Source organism: Streptomyces virginiae (assembly GCF_041432505.1).
In the GTDB taxonomy this organism is placed as follows: domain Bacteria; phylum Actinomycetota; class Actinomycetes; order Streptomycetales; family Streptomycetaceae; genus Streptomyces; species Streptomyces virginiae_A.
This window is the reverse complement of record NZ_CP107871.1, coordinates 1,875,338-1,889,195: the sequence shown is the minus strand read 5'-3', so window position 1 is coordinate 1,889,195 and position 13,858 is coordinate 1,875,338. Positions and strand designations below refer to the sequence as shown.

General features: G+C 71.6%; 10 protein-coding genes and 1 riboswitch. Of the genes, 5 read left to right on the top strand and 5 right to left on the bottom strand.

The annotated features are described in order from the left end of the window. Positions 1–58: 58 nt before the first annotated feature. Positions 59–1,453, bottom strand: coding sequence for a uracil-xanthine permease family protein (locus tag OG624_RS08835; RefSeq protein WP_033226089.1), 1,395 nt, complete (start codon positions 1,451–1,453; stop codon positions 59–61). A gap of 95 nt (positions 1,454–1,548) precedes the next feature. Further along, a complete protein-coding gene (locus OG624_RS08830) occupies positions 1,549–2,796 on the bottom strand; it encodes an MFS transporter (protein WP_051763923.1) in 1,248 nt (415 codons plus the stop codon). A 55-nt stretch (positions 2,797–2,851) separates the two neighbouring features. On the opposite strand from OG624_RS08830, the gene OG624_RS08825 reads away from it, so the two are divergent. Further along, the gene (locus OG624_RS08825) at positions 2,852–4,009 is read left to right on the top strand and encodes an ROK family transcriptional regulator (RefSeq protein ID WP_051763922.1); all 1,158 of its coding nucleotides are present in this window, start codon (positions 2,852–2,854) and stop codon (positions 4,007–4,009) included. Positions 4,010–5,390: 1,381 nt separating this feature from the next. On the opposite strand, the gene OG624_RS08820 is transcribed toward OG624_RS08825, so the two are convergent. The 3 genes from OG624_RS08820 to OG624_RS08810 form a co-directional block, all read right to left on the bottom strand. Then, positions 5,391–6,146 carry an SDR family oxidoreductase gene (locus tag OG624_RS08820; protein ID WP_161292518.1) on the bottom strand — a complete coding sequence of 252 codons (756 nt, stop codon included), beginning with the start codon at positions 6,144–6,146 and terminating at the stop codon, positions 5,391–5,393. 52 nt (positions 6,147–6,198) lie between these two features. Continuing rightward, positions 6,199–7,098, bottom strand: a complete 900-nt coding sequence (locus OG624_RS08815) for an RNA polymerase sigma-70 factor (protein WP_326747664.1) — start codon at positions 7,096–7,098, stop codon at positions 6,199–6,201. A gap of 102 nt (positions 7,099–7,200) precedes the next feature. Then, entirely contained in the window at positions 7,201–9,573 is a 2,373-nt protein-coding gene (locus tag OG624_RS08810) for a chitinase C-terminal domain-containing protein (protein ID WP_371639293.1), read from the bottom strand. A 287-nt stretch (positions 9,574–9,860) separates the two neighbouring features. Next, positions 9,861–9,991: riboswitch (FMN riboswitch) on the top strand. Between the two features lie 219 nt (positions 9,992–10,210). Between OG624_RS08810 and ribD the strand changes: the two genes are divergently transcribed. Genes ribD through OG624_RS08790 form a run of 4 tightly spaced genes read left to right on the top strand, consistent with a single transcriptional unit; the run spans position 10,211 to position 13,856 of the window. Beyond that, positions 10,211–11,290: a bifunctional diaminohydroxyphosphoribosylaminopyrimidine deaminase/5-amino-6-(5-phosphoribosylamino)uracil reductase RibD gene (ribD, locus tag OG624_RS08805; RefSeq protein ID WP_033226221.1), complete on the top strand. Its 1,080-nt coding sequence runs from the start codon at positions 10,211–10,213 to the stop codon at positions 11,288–11,290. Next, positions 11,291–11,920, top strand: a complete 630-nt coding sequence (locus tag OG624_RS08800; protein WP_033226156.1) for a riboflavin synthase — start codon at positions 11,291–11,293, stop codon at positions 11,918–11,920. It abuts the gene before it with no gap. Beyond that, positions 11,917–12,570: a nicotinamide mononucleotide transporter family protein gene (locus OG624_RS08795; RefSeq protein ID WP_033226157.1), complete on the top strand. Its 654-nt coding sequence runs from the start codon at positions 11,917–11,919 to the stop codon at positions 12,568–12,570. Before OG624_RS08800 ends, OG624_RS08795 begins: the two co-directional genes overlap by 4 nt. Next, positions 12,567–13,856: a bifunctional 3,4-dihydroxy-2-butanone-4-phosphate synthase/GTP cyclohydrolase II gene (locus OG624_RS08790; RefSeq protein ID WP_033226158.1), complete on the top strand. Its 1,290-nt coding sequence runs from the start codon at positions 12,567–12,569 to the stop codon at positions 13,854–13,856. The genes OG624_RS08795 and OG624_RS08790 overlap by 4 nt, the downstream gene beginning before the upstream one ends. Positions 13,857–13,858: the final 2 nt, after the last annotated feature.

Here is a 13,858-nt window from a genome sequence, read left to right as displayed (position 1 = left end):
CGCCGACGCGGATCCGGGGAACTTGGCCGTACGCTTCCCCGGTTCGGGCGAAACCCCGTCAACGGGGCTTGTCCTGGCCGCCCCCGGGCTCGTCGTAACCGGAGGTGCCCTCGTCGAGCAAGGGCTCCTGCTTGAGGTGCGCCGGCGCCATGAACCGCAGCGCGTGATAGCCGGTGATCACCACGATCGTGCCCAGCGCGATACCGCCCAGCTCGAAGGTGTCGGTGATCTGCAGCTTCACCCCGCCGATGCCGATGATGATGCCCGCCGCGGCCGGCACCAGATTCAGCGGATTACGCAGGTCCACCCCGCCGTTGATCCAGATCTGGGCGCCGAGCAGGCCGATCATTCCGTACAGGATGACCGTGATGCCACCGAGCACCCCGCCCGGGATCGCGGCGACGATCGCGCCGAACTTGGGGCACAGCCCGAAGAGCAGCGCGAAGCCCGCGGCCGCCCAGTAGGCCGCCGTGGAGTAGACCCGGGTGGCCGCCATGACACCGATGTTCTCGGAGTACGTGGTGTTCGGCGGGCCGCCGACCGCCGTGGACAGCATGGACGCCGCACCGTCCGCCGCGATCGCCGTACCCAGCTTGTCGTCGAGCGGGTCGCCGGTCATCTCGCCGACGGCCTTGATGTGCCCGGCGTTCTCCGCGATCAGCGCGATCACCACCGGCAGGGCGATCAGGATCGCCGACCACTCGAAGGCGGGCGCGTGGAAGGACGGGAACCCGATCCAGTCCGCCTCGGCGACCGCCGACAGGTCCAGCCGCCAGTGGTCGACGGCCGCCTCTCCGCCCACCGTGGTGTGGATCTTCCCGAAGAGCAGGTCGGAGAGCCAGGAGATCCCGTACCCGAAGAGCAGCCCGAGGAAGATCGCGATGCGCGACCAGAACCCGCGCAGGCAGACCACGGCCGCCCCCGTGAACAACATGGTCAACAGCGCCGTCCACTGGTCCTGCGGCCAGTACGTGCTCGCCGTCACCGGCGCCAGGTTGAACCCGATCAGCATCACCACGGCGCCCGTCACGATGGGCGGCATCGCCGTGTGGATCACGCGGGCGCCGAACCTCTGGACCACCAGGCCCGCCAGGAACAGTGCCACGCCGACGACGAACACGGCGCCCGTGACCACCGCGCTGTCCCCGCCCGCGGCCCGGATCGCCGCCGCCACACCGACGAACGACAGCGAGCAGCCCAGGTACGACGGCACCCGGCCGCGCGTCGCGAGAAGGAAGATCACCGTCGCGACGCCGGACATCATGATGGCCAGGTTCGGGTCCAGCCCCATCAGCACCGGAGCGACGAAACTCGCGCCGAACATCGCCACGACGTGCTGCGCCCCCAGCCCGGCGGTCCGCGGCCACGACAGCCGCTCCTCCGGGCGGACCACCGCGCCGGGGGCGGGAGTCCGCCCGTCTCCGTGCAGGGTCCAGCCCACGCCGAGGCCCATGTTCCACTCCTCTGCTCCGGACGGCCGCCGCTCCGGCCGCTCACACATCGAGACCGCGGCGCACGGGCTACGTACCGCTGCGGGCGATCGACATGTTACGGGCGGGTTCGGGCCGGTTCGTCGAGGTCGGGGGAGCCGGCCTTCGCCGTCGCCCCGCCGAGATCGTCCCCAGCCTGCCCCACCGGAGCCGCCGGGCGCAGTACCGCGGCGCCGGCGATCAGGCCGAACGCCAGCAGGGTCACCAGCCCGAAGGACACCACCAGCGAGGTCGCGTCCGCCACCGCACCGATCGCCGACGGCGCGATCAACCCCGAGGTGTACGTGATCGTCGCGACACCGGCGATGGCCTGCGCCGGGGCCGGACCGCTGCGCCCCGCCGCCGCGAAGGCCAGCGGGACCACCACCGCGATACCCAGCCCGATCAGCCCGAACCCGGCCAGCGCACCCGCCGGATGCCGGACCCCGACCACGAGCAGCCCGCCCAGGGTGGCCACCACCCCGCCGGCCCGGACCGTGCGCACCGCCCCGAACCGGTCCACCACCCGGTCCCCGACCAGCCGGGCCACGGCCATCGTCAGCGCGAAGGCGGTGGTGGAGGCCGCCGCCAGGCCGGCGTCCGTGTGCAGCACGTCCCGCAGGTAGACGGCCGACCAGTCCAGGCTCGCGCCCTCGGCGAAGACCGCGCAGAACCCGACGGCCCCGATCAGCAGCGCCGACTTCGGCGGCAGCGCGAAGTGCGGCGGCGCCGGCGCCTCCTGGTCGGCCCTCAGGTCCAGCACCCCTTGTACGGCGAACAGTCCCAACGCCGTGAGGACCAGCGCGGCGACCAGGTGGTGCAGCCGGGCGTCGGCCCCGGTGTGTGCGGCGACGGTACCCGCGGCCGAACCGAGCAGGGCGCCCACGCTCCACATGCCGTGCAGCGAGGACATGATCGAACGGCCCAGCCGGTTCTCCGTCTCCACGCCGAGCGCGTTCATCGCCACGTCCGACATGCCGGCGGTGGCGCCGTAGACGAAGAGCACGAAGCAGAGGGTGGGCAGGTTCGGGGCGAGGCTCGGCAGGATCAGCGAGAGGGTCCACAGCGAGAGCAGCACCCGCAGCGCGGTCCGGGCACCGAGCCAGTGGTTGATCCGGCCCGCCAGCGGCATCGCGAGGGCCGCGCCCACGGCGGGCGCGGCGAGGGCCAGGCCCAGGGTGCCCGCGCTGAGCTGCGCGTGCTCCTGGATCCACGGGATACGGGTGGCGAAGGAGCCGGTGACGGCACCGTGGGTGCAGAAGACGGCGGCGATGGCGTAACGGGCATGGCGCAGGCGCGCCGGGCTGAGGTCGGTGTCCCCGGTCATGAGGATTAAACTATCAGGGACCCTGCCTGATAGATAATGGGCCCGACTCCCTAGGATGGGCGCCGTGACTCCTGCCCCCACCAGCACCCAGGTACCGGCCCCGGCCTCGCCCAGCACGGCCCGGGCCATCAACGACCGCCTCGCCCTGCAACTCCTCCAGGAATCCGGGCCGCTGACGGCCACCCAGCTCAAGACCATGACCGGCCTCTCCCGCCCCTCGGTCGCCGACCTGGTCGACCGGCTCACCGAGGCCGGACTCATCGAGATCGCCGGCGAATCCGGCGAACAGCGCCGAGGCCCCAACGCCAAGCTGTACGGGATCGTCGCCGACCGCGCCCACCTCGCCGCCCTCGACGTACGCACCGACCGGGTCACCGCCGTCGTCACCGACCTCCTCGGCCACCGCCTCGCCGAAGCCGCCCTGCCCGTCGGCGCCCCCGAGGACGCGGTGGCCGCCCTGCTGCGCACCGCGCGCGAAGCCGGAGCGGCCGAGCTGCACACCGTCGTCATAGGCGCCCCGGGCCTCGTCGCCCCGGCCACCGGCGAACTCCGCGACACCAGCGGCCTCCCCGCCTGGCACCGGGACCTGGTCACCGCCCTGCAGCGGAGCCTGCCCGCCGTGGTCGTCGTCGAGAACGAGACCAACCTGGCCGCCCTCGCCGAGCAGCGCCTGGGCGTGGCCCGCGACCTGGACTCCTTCGTCCTGCTGTGGCTCGGCGCGGGCGTGGGCGCGGCCGTGGTCCTGGACGGCCGGCTGCGCCGGGGCGCCTCCGGCGGCGCGGGCGAGATCGGCTTCCTCCCGGTGCCCGGCACCACCGGACTGCCGTCGGCCGAGGACTGCGCGGGCGGATTCCACGCCCTGGTGGGCCGCGAGGCCGTGACCGCGCTGGCGCGCGCACACGGTTTCGCGGGCCCGGCGGAGGAGGCCGTGGCCGGAGCCGCGGGGGAGCCCTTCCTCGAAGCCCTGGCCGAACGGCTCGCGCTGGGCGCGGCGGCGGCCGCGGCGATCCTGGACCCGGGCTGCGTGGTCCTGGCGGGCGAACTGGGCCGCGCCGGAGGCCCGGCCCTGGCCGCCCGGGTCGCCCACCGCGTGGCGAAACTGACCCCGGTCCCGACGGAGATCCGCGCCACCACCCTGGGCGACCCGGCCGTCCTGGCCGGAGCCGAACTGGCGGCGCGGGAGGCCGCACAGGCGGTGCTGTTCGGGGGGTAGGGGACCGGGGGCCGGCGGGGCGGGGTCGGGTGGTGGGGCGGGGGTATGGGGAGCGGGGGCTGCTGGGGCGGCGTCGGGGTGGTGGGTGGTGGCTTCGGGGAGCGGGGTTCACTCGGGCGGCATCGGGTCGGTGCGGCAGTGGCTTCGGGGCGGCGGGAGCCACTTGATCCGCATCAGGGATGTGTATGGGGGTTTCCCGTCAGTCCCATCGTCCCTCCGGGTCGGGCCGGTCCCTCAAGGGCGCTCCTCCTTCGTCGTCGCGTCGCTTCGCGATGGCCTTCGGCCACCCTTGACCGACCGTCCCGCCCCGGAGAAACGAAAGACTGCCGAGAAGCCCCCAAAAGAACGAGCCGGTCCAAGCTTTCAGGGACGGGGACGTCACAGAAGCCAGGGGGATCCTGGTGGGGACGGCCCCGAGCCGGGCCCATGAGAGATGCGTGCCAGGGGCGGTGGGGCGCGCCAAATCGCTACGCGCTCCTCATCTCTCAGCGTCTCCAGCCCGTCCTGGGCTGGACATAGGCCGCCCACGACCGTGACCCGATCCTCGACCTGCGTCCGACGACCGCCTGGGGTTGGGCATAAGCCGCCCACGGCATCGGTTCCATCCTCGATATGCGTCCGACGACCGGCCGTGGCCGGGCATAGGCCGCCTCGGATCGCCACGCGCCTCTCCATGACCGCGACCACCGGCAGTCAGTGGCTGGCAAGACGCGCTGGGAGGGATGTGCGGCCGCCAGCGCGGCTGATCCGTGGTGGATCCAGGTCAGCGCGAACACGACACCACAAACCAGCCCCCAAATAAGGGCAATTGGTGCAAACTGTCGGCGATTGGGGCCGCCCACCTGCGCTGACCCGCATCCACCACGACATGGCCGCGCTCCCACGCCTTTTCGCCCCCGACAGCCTCCGGACGCCTACCACGAGAAGCACCTACGGGCCGTGGGCGGCCTATGCCCGGCCACAGACGGCCGTCGGACGCTGAGACGTCAGGAGCGCGTAGCGATTTGGTGCGCCCCACCGCCCCTGGCACGTGTCTCTCATGGGCCCGCCTCGGGACCGTGCCCACCTGGATCTCCCTGGGCATCTCCGACCGCCCCGTCCTTCGTGCCTTGGACCGGCTCGTTCTTTTGGGGGCTTCTCGGCAGTCTTTCGTTTCTCCGGGGCGGGACGGTCGGTCAAGGGTGGAGCGCAGCGACATCGCGAAGCGACGCGACGAAGGAGCGCCCTTGAGGGACCGGCCCGACCCGGAGGGACGATGGGACTGACGGGAAACCCCCATACCCCTCACTGATGCCGCCTGAGCGGACCCCGCTCCCCGCAGCCCCCGCCGCGCCCTCCCTGATGCGGATCGAGTGGACCCCGCCCCCCCCGAAGCCCCCGCCTACCGTCGGGCCTTGAGCTTCGCGAACTCCGCGAACGTGAGGCGGCCCGCCGCGTGGGACGGGGTCAGGTGGCCGCCGCGCTTGAAGCCCGCGTAGGCCTTGCCCGCCAGGGGGAAGGGGATCACCCGGCGGTGGCGGCCCGTAGCGGCCAGGTAGATGCGGGCCAGGTCCGGCAGGGTGTGGATCTCCGGGCCGCCCATGTCCGTGACCCGGCCCGACGGGGTGGGCACCGCCAGCTCCGCGAGGCGGTCCGCGACCTCGCCGACGGCGATCGGCTGGACCCGTACCCCGCCCGGCACCGGCGCGACGAGCGGCAGCTTCGCCGCCGTCTCCACCAGCTGCGCCACCAGGTCGTGGAACTGCGTGGTGCGCAGGACGGTCAGCCCCAGGCCGGAGGCCTCCAGCAGCCGTTCGACCCGCAGCTTCGTCCGGTAGTAGCCGAGCGGCACCACGTCCACCCCGACGATCGAGATGTAGACGATGTTGGTGACGGTCCCCGCGCGTCGGGCCGCGTCGACGAGGTGCCGGGCGGCGACCTCGTCGTTCTTGCCCCCGCCGCGCGTGTCGCTCGCGCAGTGCACCACCACCTCCGCGCCCGCCATCGCCGCGTCCAGCCCGCTGCCGTCCGTCAGGTCGACCGGGTGGTCGGGGGCGTGCCGGCTCAGTGCCCGGACCTCGTGTCCCGCGTCGCGGAGCCGGTCCACGACCAGTACGCCGAGGGTGCCGGTGCCGCCGGTGACGAGGATGGTGCTCATGGGTCCGCCTTTCGCCGATGTGGTTCTTTCAGCAGCGGAGACCGGACGGCCCTCAGGAATGTGACAACTGCCCCCGGAGGAATTCCAGCTTCTCCGGGTTGAGTACCGTGCTGAGCCCGCTGACCAGCCCGTTCTCGAATTCCACCAGAAGAACGGCGGTCTCGCCGAAGAGCAGCGCCGGTACTCCGTTGATCTCCGCGACGCCGACCGGCAGGTCCCCGGCGAACTTCTTGAGCACACCGACCGCGAAGCGGGCGACCTTCTCCCGGCCCAGGATCGGCCGCAGGGCCGCGTTGACCACGCCGCCGCCGTCCGACACGAACCGGACGTCGGCCGTCAGCAGCCCTTCCAGCCGGGCCAGGTCCCCGTCGCGGGCCGCCGTCATGAAGGTTTCCACGAGGCTCTGCCACCGTTCGGGGTCCGGTTCGAAGCGCCGTTCGGGCGCGGCGGCCCGTTCGGCGGCCACCCGGCCGGCCGCCCGCCGGTAGAGCTGTCGGCAGTTCGCCTCGGTCAGGTCGAGGACTGCGGCGATCTCCTTGTGGCTGTAGGCGAAGGCTTCGCGCAGTACGTAGACGGCTCGCTCGACCGGGGTGAGCTGCTCCAGCAGTACCAGCAGGGCCATGGACACGCTGTCCCGTTGCTCCGCGGACTCCAGCGGGCCGAGCGTGCCGTCGCCGGTGAGGACGGGCTCCGGGAGCCAGGGGCCGACGTACGCCTCGCGCCGGACCCGCGCCGAGGTGAGGGTGTTGAGGCACAGGTTCGTGACGACCTTGGCGAGCCAGGCGCCGGGGTGTTCGATCTCCTCGCGGTCCGCGGACGCCCAGCGCAGGTACGCCTCCTGCACGGTGTCCTCGGCCTCCGCGGCCGAGCCGAGCATGCGGTAGGCGATGCCGAACATCCGGGGACGGTTCTCCTCGAAGTCCGCGTCGGACGCGGTGATGTGTGTGATCACCGCAGCAGCGTACGAGGCCGGGTGCGCGCGGAACGTGCGAGGACCCGGTGGCCGCCGGGCCACCGGGTCCTCACGTTCACTCACGGATCGGGGCGCAGGGGGTCAGCAGGCGCCCTGGTCCTTCCAGACACCCCAGTCACCGGTGGTGCCGGGCTCCTCGTTCTGCGTCCACCACTGGGCCTTCCAGTTGCGGCCCTTGTGGGAGACGACGTTGCCGCTGTTGTAGATCGTGCGCGCCACGTACGCCGGGTTGGTGCAGGTTCCGCCCGGAGGCGTGGTCGGCGGGGTCGTGGGGGGTGTGGTGGGCGGGGTGGTCGGGGGAGTGGTGGGGGGTGTGGTCGGGGGCTGGGTGCTGCCGGGCTGCACCAGCGTCGTGCCGCGGGCCAGGTCGCCGGCCAGGGCGTAGGTGGTGCCGGAGATGGTCACCGTCCAGTTGGAGGGGGTGGACACCGGCAGGTAGTAGTTGAACGCCAGGTCGACGGAGGCGCCGGGGGCCAGCGTCTGCCAGGCCGGGAGCTTGAGGGAGACCCGCTGGAAGTCGCCCTTCAGGCCGCCGACGTTGTTGCCGGTGTGGCCGCTGCTGATCACGGTCGTGCCGAAGCCGGACTGGTCGGAGGCGTTGTTCGGGGCGGAGGTGCCGTAGTCGAACCGGAACTCGGTGCCGCCGGGCAGGGTGGCGTTCGTGTTGTTGGTGATCTTCAGCTTGGGGGTGAGCGGGTAGTTGGAGTCGCCCAGCTTGAACTCGGTGAACTCCGTCCTGATGTCGACGGCCTGTGTCGGCAGCGCGGTGGCGCCCGCCTTCTTCGCGCCGTAGGGGGAGGCGGACTTGAACTTCTGGTACATCGTGTCGGTGAGCGTGTCGCCGACCTCGTACTGGCCCTTGGCCGCGTTGTACGAGTAGTCGCCCGCGAGCTCCCAGACCATGGTGCCGCCGATGCCCTTGTTCACCACGTAGTCGGCCTTGGCGGCCACCGACTGCTCGTCCTCGGTGGAGAGGAAGACCTTCTTCTGGGCGTTCCACAGCCACGGCGCCACCAGGGTGGAGTCGTACTTGCGGACGTAGGTGCCGGTCAGGGTGGTGTTCGCCGGGAAGCCGTACTTGGTGACGTAGTCGCCGACGACGCCCTTCTCCAGGTTCTTGGCGTGCCACATCGGGTTGGAGCCCGCCGGGGACTCGACCCCGTTGGTGTCCTTGTCGTGCCACAGGTTGTCGATGCCGACGGCGCCGTCACCGCACTTGGTGAGGCCCGCGCCGGCCGGGCAGGTGGTCGCGGGGGCCTTGCCCCACAGGCCGTCGGTGCCGCCCTGCACGTTCTTGAAGCCGCGCGTGTAGTAGGGCAGACCGATGTTGATGCGGCCGCCGGGCATCGAGCCGCGGAAGTAGTGGTACGCCCAGTCGGAGTTGAGGTAGCCGATGCCGCCGTACTGGGAGGTGGAGTAGACGCCGGCCGCGGCGAGTTCGCCGTCCTTGCCGTCGTCGAAGAGCGAGGCGTTGGGGCCGACGTACTCGTTCCAGGCGCCGTGCAGGTCGTAGGACATGATGTTGACGTAGTCCAGGTACTTCTGGACCTGGAAGGTCTCCATGCCGCGCAGCAGGTAGCCGGAGGAGGGGGCGGCGACGGAGAGCAGGTAGTGCTTGCCGTCGGCGGTGCCCGCGCGGTCGAGCTTCTCGCGCAGGGACTTCATGAGGGCGGCGTAGCCCTGGACCAGGCCGGCGCGGCGGGCGTTGGCCAACTGCCAGTCCAGCGGGTTGCCGGCGTCCTTCATGGTCGTCGGGTACTCGTAGTCGATGTCGACGCCGTTGAAGCCGTACTTGCGGATGAACTCGACCGAGGAGTCGGCGAAGGTGTCGATGCCGGCCTGGTTGACCGAGCCGTCGGCGTTCGTGGCCATCGAGTAGAAGCCGCCGGAGGCGACCCGGTTGCCGTCGTCGCCGAAGTAGCCGCCGGTCTCCGCCCAGCCGCCGACCGAGATCAGCGTCTTGACGTTCGGGTACTGCTTCTTGAACTTCGTCAGCTGGTTGAAGTGGCCCTTGTAGGGGAGGGCCGGGTCCATCTCGGCGCCGGCGACGCCGGGCCAGGTCATCCCGGTGGCGGCGTTGTTCACGCCGTCCGAGCCGACGGAGATCTTGTTGTCGGCGCCCACGTGGGCGAAGGCGTAGTTCAGGTGGGTGACCTTGGACCACGGGATGTTGTTGGCGAGGTAGGCGGGGGTGCCGTCCTTGCCGGTGCGCCAGCCCGTGAAATATCCGATGACGCGGCGCTGGTGGTCGGCGCCCATCTTCTCGCGGCCTTCGGCGTCGTAGACCGAGCAGTACGGGACGTCGACGCCGGCGGTCTTGTACAGCCCGTCGGGGCGACAGCCCTCGTTGTCGGCCGCGTGCGAGACGCCCGCCGAGAGCCCGCCCACCAGGAGTCCGGCGATCGCTGCGCCGGATGCCAGGAGCATCGCTCTCGTACGTGTGGGGGACAGCATTGTGCCTCCTGGGGAGGGGAGGATGCAGGACACAACTGGACACAACATGGAGCAACAGGATTGGTGCGCAAGCGTGTTGGCCCGTGATGTGCGCACATCTGACGGGCTGTTCCCGGGAAGATGAAGGGAACGTTAAGAGGACTAGACCACCCGGGTCAATAGGTCTGGACCAACCCCGCCCGACTTGACAAAGTCCGCCCCGATACCGGCCGGCTGTGAGCCAGGCCACACCGCATCACCCGCATGGCGCCCGATCACCCGTGGCAAACTGGCTGGAGTACCAGTAGCAGCGCACTCCGGGGTCGGTGTAATTCCGAACCGGCGGTTATAGTCCGCGACCCGTCCGCAGCCAGCGGCCGGTTGACCAGGTGAGATTCCTGGACCGACGGTTAAAGTCCGGATGGGAGGCAGTGCGCGGCGGGCCAGTCACCGGTACGCCGCCGTCGGCGGTTCGTCGGCATATCCCTACGGATATGCCCGGTCGAACCGTTTTTCCGGCCTCGGCGTCCCCTGTGTGCTGTACCGCTTCATCTGTCGTATCCCGACAGGCCCCGGAGTCCGTGCCCGATCGAGGCAGGAGGACCCGGTGGCGACCCACGCCGTGCACGCAGCAGCATCCGACGCGGACACCCGTGCCATGCGCCGAGCCATCGAGCTCGCCGCCCGCGGACTCGGCTCCACCAGCCCCAACCCGGTCGTCGGCTGCGTCATCACCGACGCCTCGGGCGCCGTCGTCGGCGAGGGCTGGCACCAGCGGGCCGGCGGCCCGCACGCCGAGGTCCACGCCCTGCGCGCCGCCGGAGCGGCCGCCCACGGCGGCACCGCCTACGTCACCCTCGAACCCTGCAACCACACCGGCCGTACCGGGCCCTGCGCCCAGGCCCTCGCAGGCGCCGGGATCACCCGCGTGGTCTACGCCGTCTCCGACCCGAACCCGCAGGCCAGCGGCGGCGGAGCCACCCTGCGCGCGGCCGGGATCGACATCGCGGCCGGACTCCTCGCGGACGAGGCCGAGGCCGGCAACGCCGCCTGGCTGACCTCCGTACGCCTGGGCCGGCCCCACGTCACCTGGAAGTACGCCGCCACCCTCGACGGCCGCAGCGCCGCCGCCGACGGCAGCAGCCGCTGGATCACCTCCGCCGAGTCCCGGGCCGACGTCCACCGGCTCCGCGCCGAGAGCGACGCCGTCCTCGTCGGCGGCGGCACCCTGCGCGCCGACGACCCGCACCTCGCCGTCCGCGGCGTCGAAGGCGCCACCCAGCCGCTGCGCATCGCCCTCGACACCCGCGCCGCACTCCGGCCGACCGCCCGCATCCTCGACGACGCCGCGCCCACGCTGCTCGTCGTCGGCGAGGACGCCGACACCCGGCACCTGCCCGGCGTCGAACTGCTCCGGCTGCCCCTGCACGACGGCCGCGTCGGCGTCCACGACCTCCTCACCCCCCTCTTCCGGCGCGGCATCCGCTCCGTCCTGCTGGAAGGCGGGCCCACGCTGGCCGGCGCCTTCCTGGAGGCCGGCGCCGTCGACCGCGTCATCGGCTACCTCGCCCCGGCCCTGCTCGGCGCCGGCCCCGCGGCCCTCGCCGACGCCGGGATCAAGAACATCTCCGATGCGCAGCGCCTCGACATCACCGAAGCCGTCCGCATCGGCCCCGATCTCCGCATCACCGCAGTTCCCGTCCCCGTCACCACCTCCACCGCCACCAAGGAGCACTGAGTGTTCACCGGAATCGTCGAAGAACTGGGCGAGGTCACCGCTGTCGAGCAGCTCGAGGAAGCCTCCCGCTTCCGGCTGCGCGGCCCCCTCGTCACCGAGGACGCCAGGCACGGTGACTCCATCGCGGTCAACGGCGTCTGCCTGACCGTCGTGGAGACCGCGGACGGCGAGTTCACCGCCGACGTCATGCAGGAGACCCTCAACCGCTCCAGCCTCGGCGCCCTGACCGCGGGCTCCCGGGTCAACCTGGAGCGCCCCATGGCCCTCGGCGGACGGCTCGGCGGCCACCTGGTCCAGGGGCACGTGGACGGCACCGGCGAGATCATCTCCCGGACCCCCTCCGAGCACTGGGAGATCGTCAAGGTCGCCCTCCCGAAGAACCTCTCCCGCTACGTCGTCGAGAAGGGCTCCATCACGGTCGACGGCGTCAGCCTCACCGTCGTCGAGGCCGCCGCCGACTGGTTCACCATCAGCCTCATCCCCACCACCCTCGCGCTGACCACCCTCGGCATCAAGCAGAGCGGCGACCCGGTCAACCTGGAGGTCGACGTCCTCGCGAAGTACGTCGAGCGCCTCCTGGCCGCCGGCGTGGACCCGCTGCACGCCGACCCGGCAGGAGACGCCCGGTGAGCGCCCTGACCTGGCTCAACGCGGAGGCCTTCACCGTCTTCGGCCAGAAGGTCATCTGGTCCGACATGATCGGCAACCTGATGGGCCTGGCCGCGCTCGCCCTCGGCTGGCGCCGCTCCATATGGACCTGGCCCGCCCAGCTCCTCTCCGGCCTGATCCTCATCGCCGCCTACGCCTCCGCCCACCTCGCCGGCGGCGTCGGCAAGCAGCTCCTCGTCATCGGCGTGGCCGTGTGGGGCTGGCGCGCCTGGCAGCTCGGCCGCCAGAAGGCCCAGGACGGCTCCATCGCCGTGCGCACCGCCACCTGGAAGGAACGCGGGCTGCTCCTGGCCGGCGCGGCACTCGGCACCCTCGCCGTCGGCGGCCTCTTCACGCTCTTCCCGAACCTGTCGTGGAGCCCGTGGGCCGACGCCTACATCTTCGTCGGCACCATCGTCGCGATGGTGGCCCAGGCCCGCGGTCTCGTGGAGTTCTGGTTCGCCTGGCTCCTCGTCGACCTGGTCGGCGTCCCTCTCGCCTTCACCAACGGCCTGGCCTTCTCCGGCCTCGTCTACGTCGTGTACTTCGCCCTCGTGCTGTGGGGCGCCTACGACTGGTACCAGCGTTCTCGCACCACCCCCGCCCCGGCCCTGGAAGGAGCAACGGCATGACCAGCCTCAAGCCCGTGCCCGACATCCCCGAAGAGACCTTCCGCCTCGACCCCGTCGAGCAGGCCATCCGCGACATCGCGGCGGGCCGACCCGTCGTCGTCGTCGACGACGAGGACCGCGAGAACGAGGGCGACCTCGTCATCGCCGCCGAGAAGGCCACGCCCGAGATCATCGCCTTCATGATGAGTGAGTGCCGCGGCCTGATCTGCGCCCCCATGGAGGGCCCCGAGCTGGAGCGCCTCGAACTCCCGCAGATGGTCCAGAACAACACCGAGTCGATGAAGACCGCCTTCACCGTCTCCGTCGACGCGAGCGCCGCCCACGGCGTCACCACCGGCATCTCGGCCGCCGACCGCGCCACCACCCTGCGCCTGCTCGCCGACGGGGTCTCCGAGCCCGGAGACTTCGTCCGCCCCGGCCACATCTTCCCGCTGCGCGCCAAGCCCGGCGGCGTCCTGGTCCGCAACGGCCACACCGAGGCCGCCGTCGACCTCGCCCGCCTCGCGGGCCTGCGCCCGGCCGGCGCCATCGTGGAGATCGCCGGCGAGGACGGCGTCATGCTGCGCCTGCCCGAGCTGATCCCCTTCGCCCGCAAGCACGGCCTGACGATCATCTCCATCGAGGACCTGATCGCCTACCGCCGTTCCGCCGAACCCACCGTGCGCCGCGAGGCCGAGGTCAGCCTGCCGACGGCCTTCGGCGAGTTCACCGCCTACGGCTACCGCTCCACCGTCGACGGCGTCGAGCATGTCGCCCTCGTCCACGGCGAGATCGGCGACGGCACCGACATGCTGGTCCGCATGCACTCCGAGTGCCTCACCGGCGACATCTTCGCCTCCCAGCGCTGCGACTGCGGCCCCCAGCTGCACGCCTCCATGGAACGCATCAAGACGGACGGCCGCGGCATCGTCGTCTACCTGCGCGGCCACGAGGGCCGCGGCATCGGACTCCTGTCCAAGCTGCGCGCGTACGAGCTCCAGGAGCGCGGCCGCGACACCCTCGACGCCAACCTGGAACTCGGCCTGCCCGCCGACGCCCGCGACTACGGCGCCGGCGCGCAGATCCTCGCCGACCTCGGCGTGCACAGCGTCCGGCTGATGACCAACAACCCCGAGAAGTCCGACGCCCTCGTCCGGCACGGCATCGAGGTCACCAGCCGGGAGTCCATGCCGATGGAGGCCGGCGAGCACAATCTGCGGTACCTGCGCACCAAGCGGGACCGGATGGGTCACGACCTGCCCTGGCTGGACGGGCCCGTGACCACCTCCGCCTGCGGCAACCAGTAAGC

What these genes read in the sequence shown, in the direction of transcription:
- OG624_RS08835 (WP_033226089.1), bottom strand. Translation starts at nt 1,453, where the DNA reads ATGGGCCTCGGCGTGGGCTGGACCCTGCACGGAGACGGGCGGACTCCC.
- OG624_RS08830 (WP_051763923.1), bottom strand. Translation starts at nt 2,796, where the DNA reads ATGACCGGGGACACCGACCTCAGCCCGGCGCGCCTGCGCCATGCCCGT.
- OG624_RS08825 (WP_051763922.1), top strand. Translation starts at nt 2,852, where the DNA reads ATGGGCGCCGTGACTCCTGCCCCCACCAGCACCCAGGTACCGGCCCCG.
- OG624_RS08820 (WP_161292518.1), bottom strand. Translation starts at nt 6,146, where the DNA reads ATGAGCACCATCCTCGTCACCGGCGGCACCGGCACCCTCGGCGTACTG.
- OG624_RS08810 (WP_371639293.1), bottom strand. Translation starts at nt 9,573, where the DNA reads ATGCTGTCCCCCACACGTACGAGAGCGATGCTCCTGGCATCCGGCGCA.
- ribD (WP_033226221.1), top strand. Translation starts at nt 10,211, where the DNA reads ATGCGCCGAGCCATCGAGCTCGCCGCCCGCGGACTCGGCTCCACCAGC.
- OG624_RS08790 (WP_033226158.1), top strand. Translation starts at nt 12,567, where the DNA reads ATGACCAGCCTCAAGCCCGTGCCCGACATCCCCGAAGAGACCTTCCGC.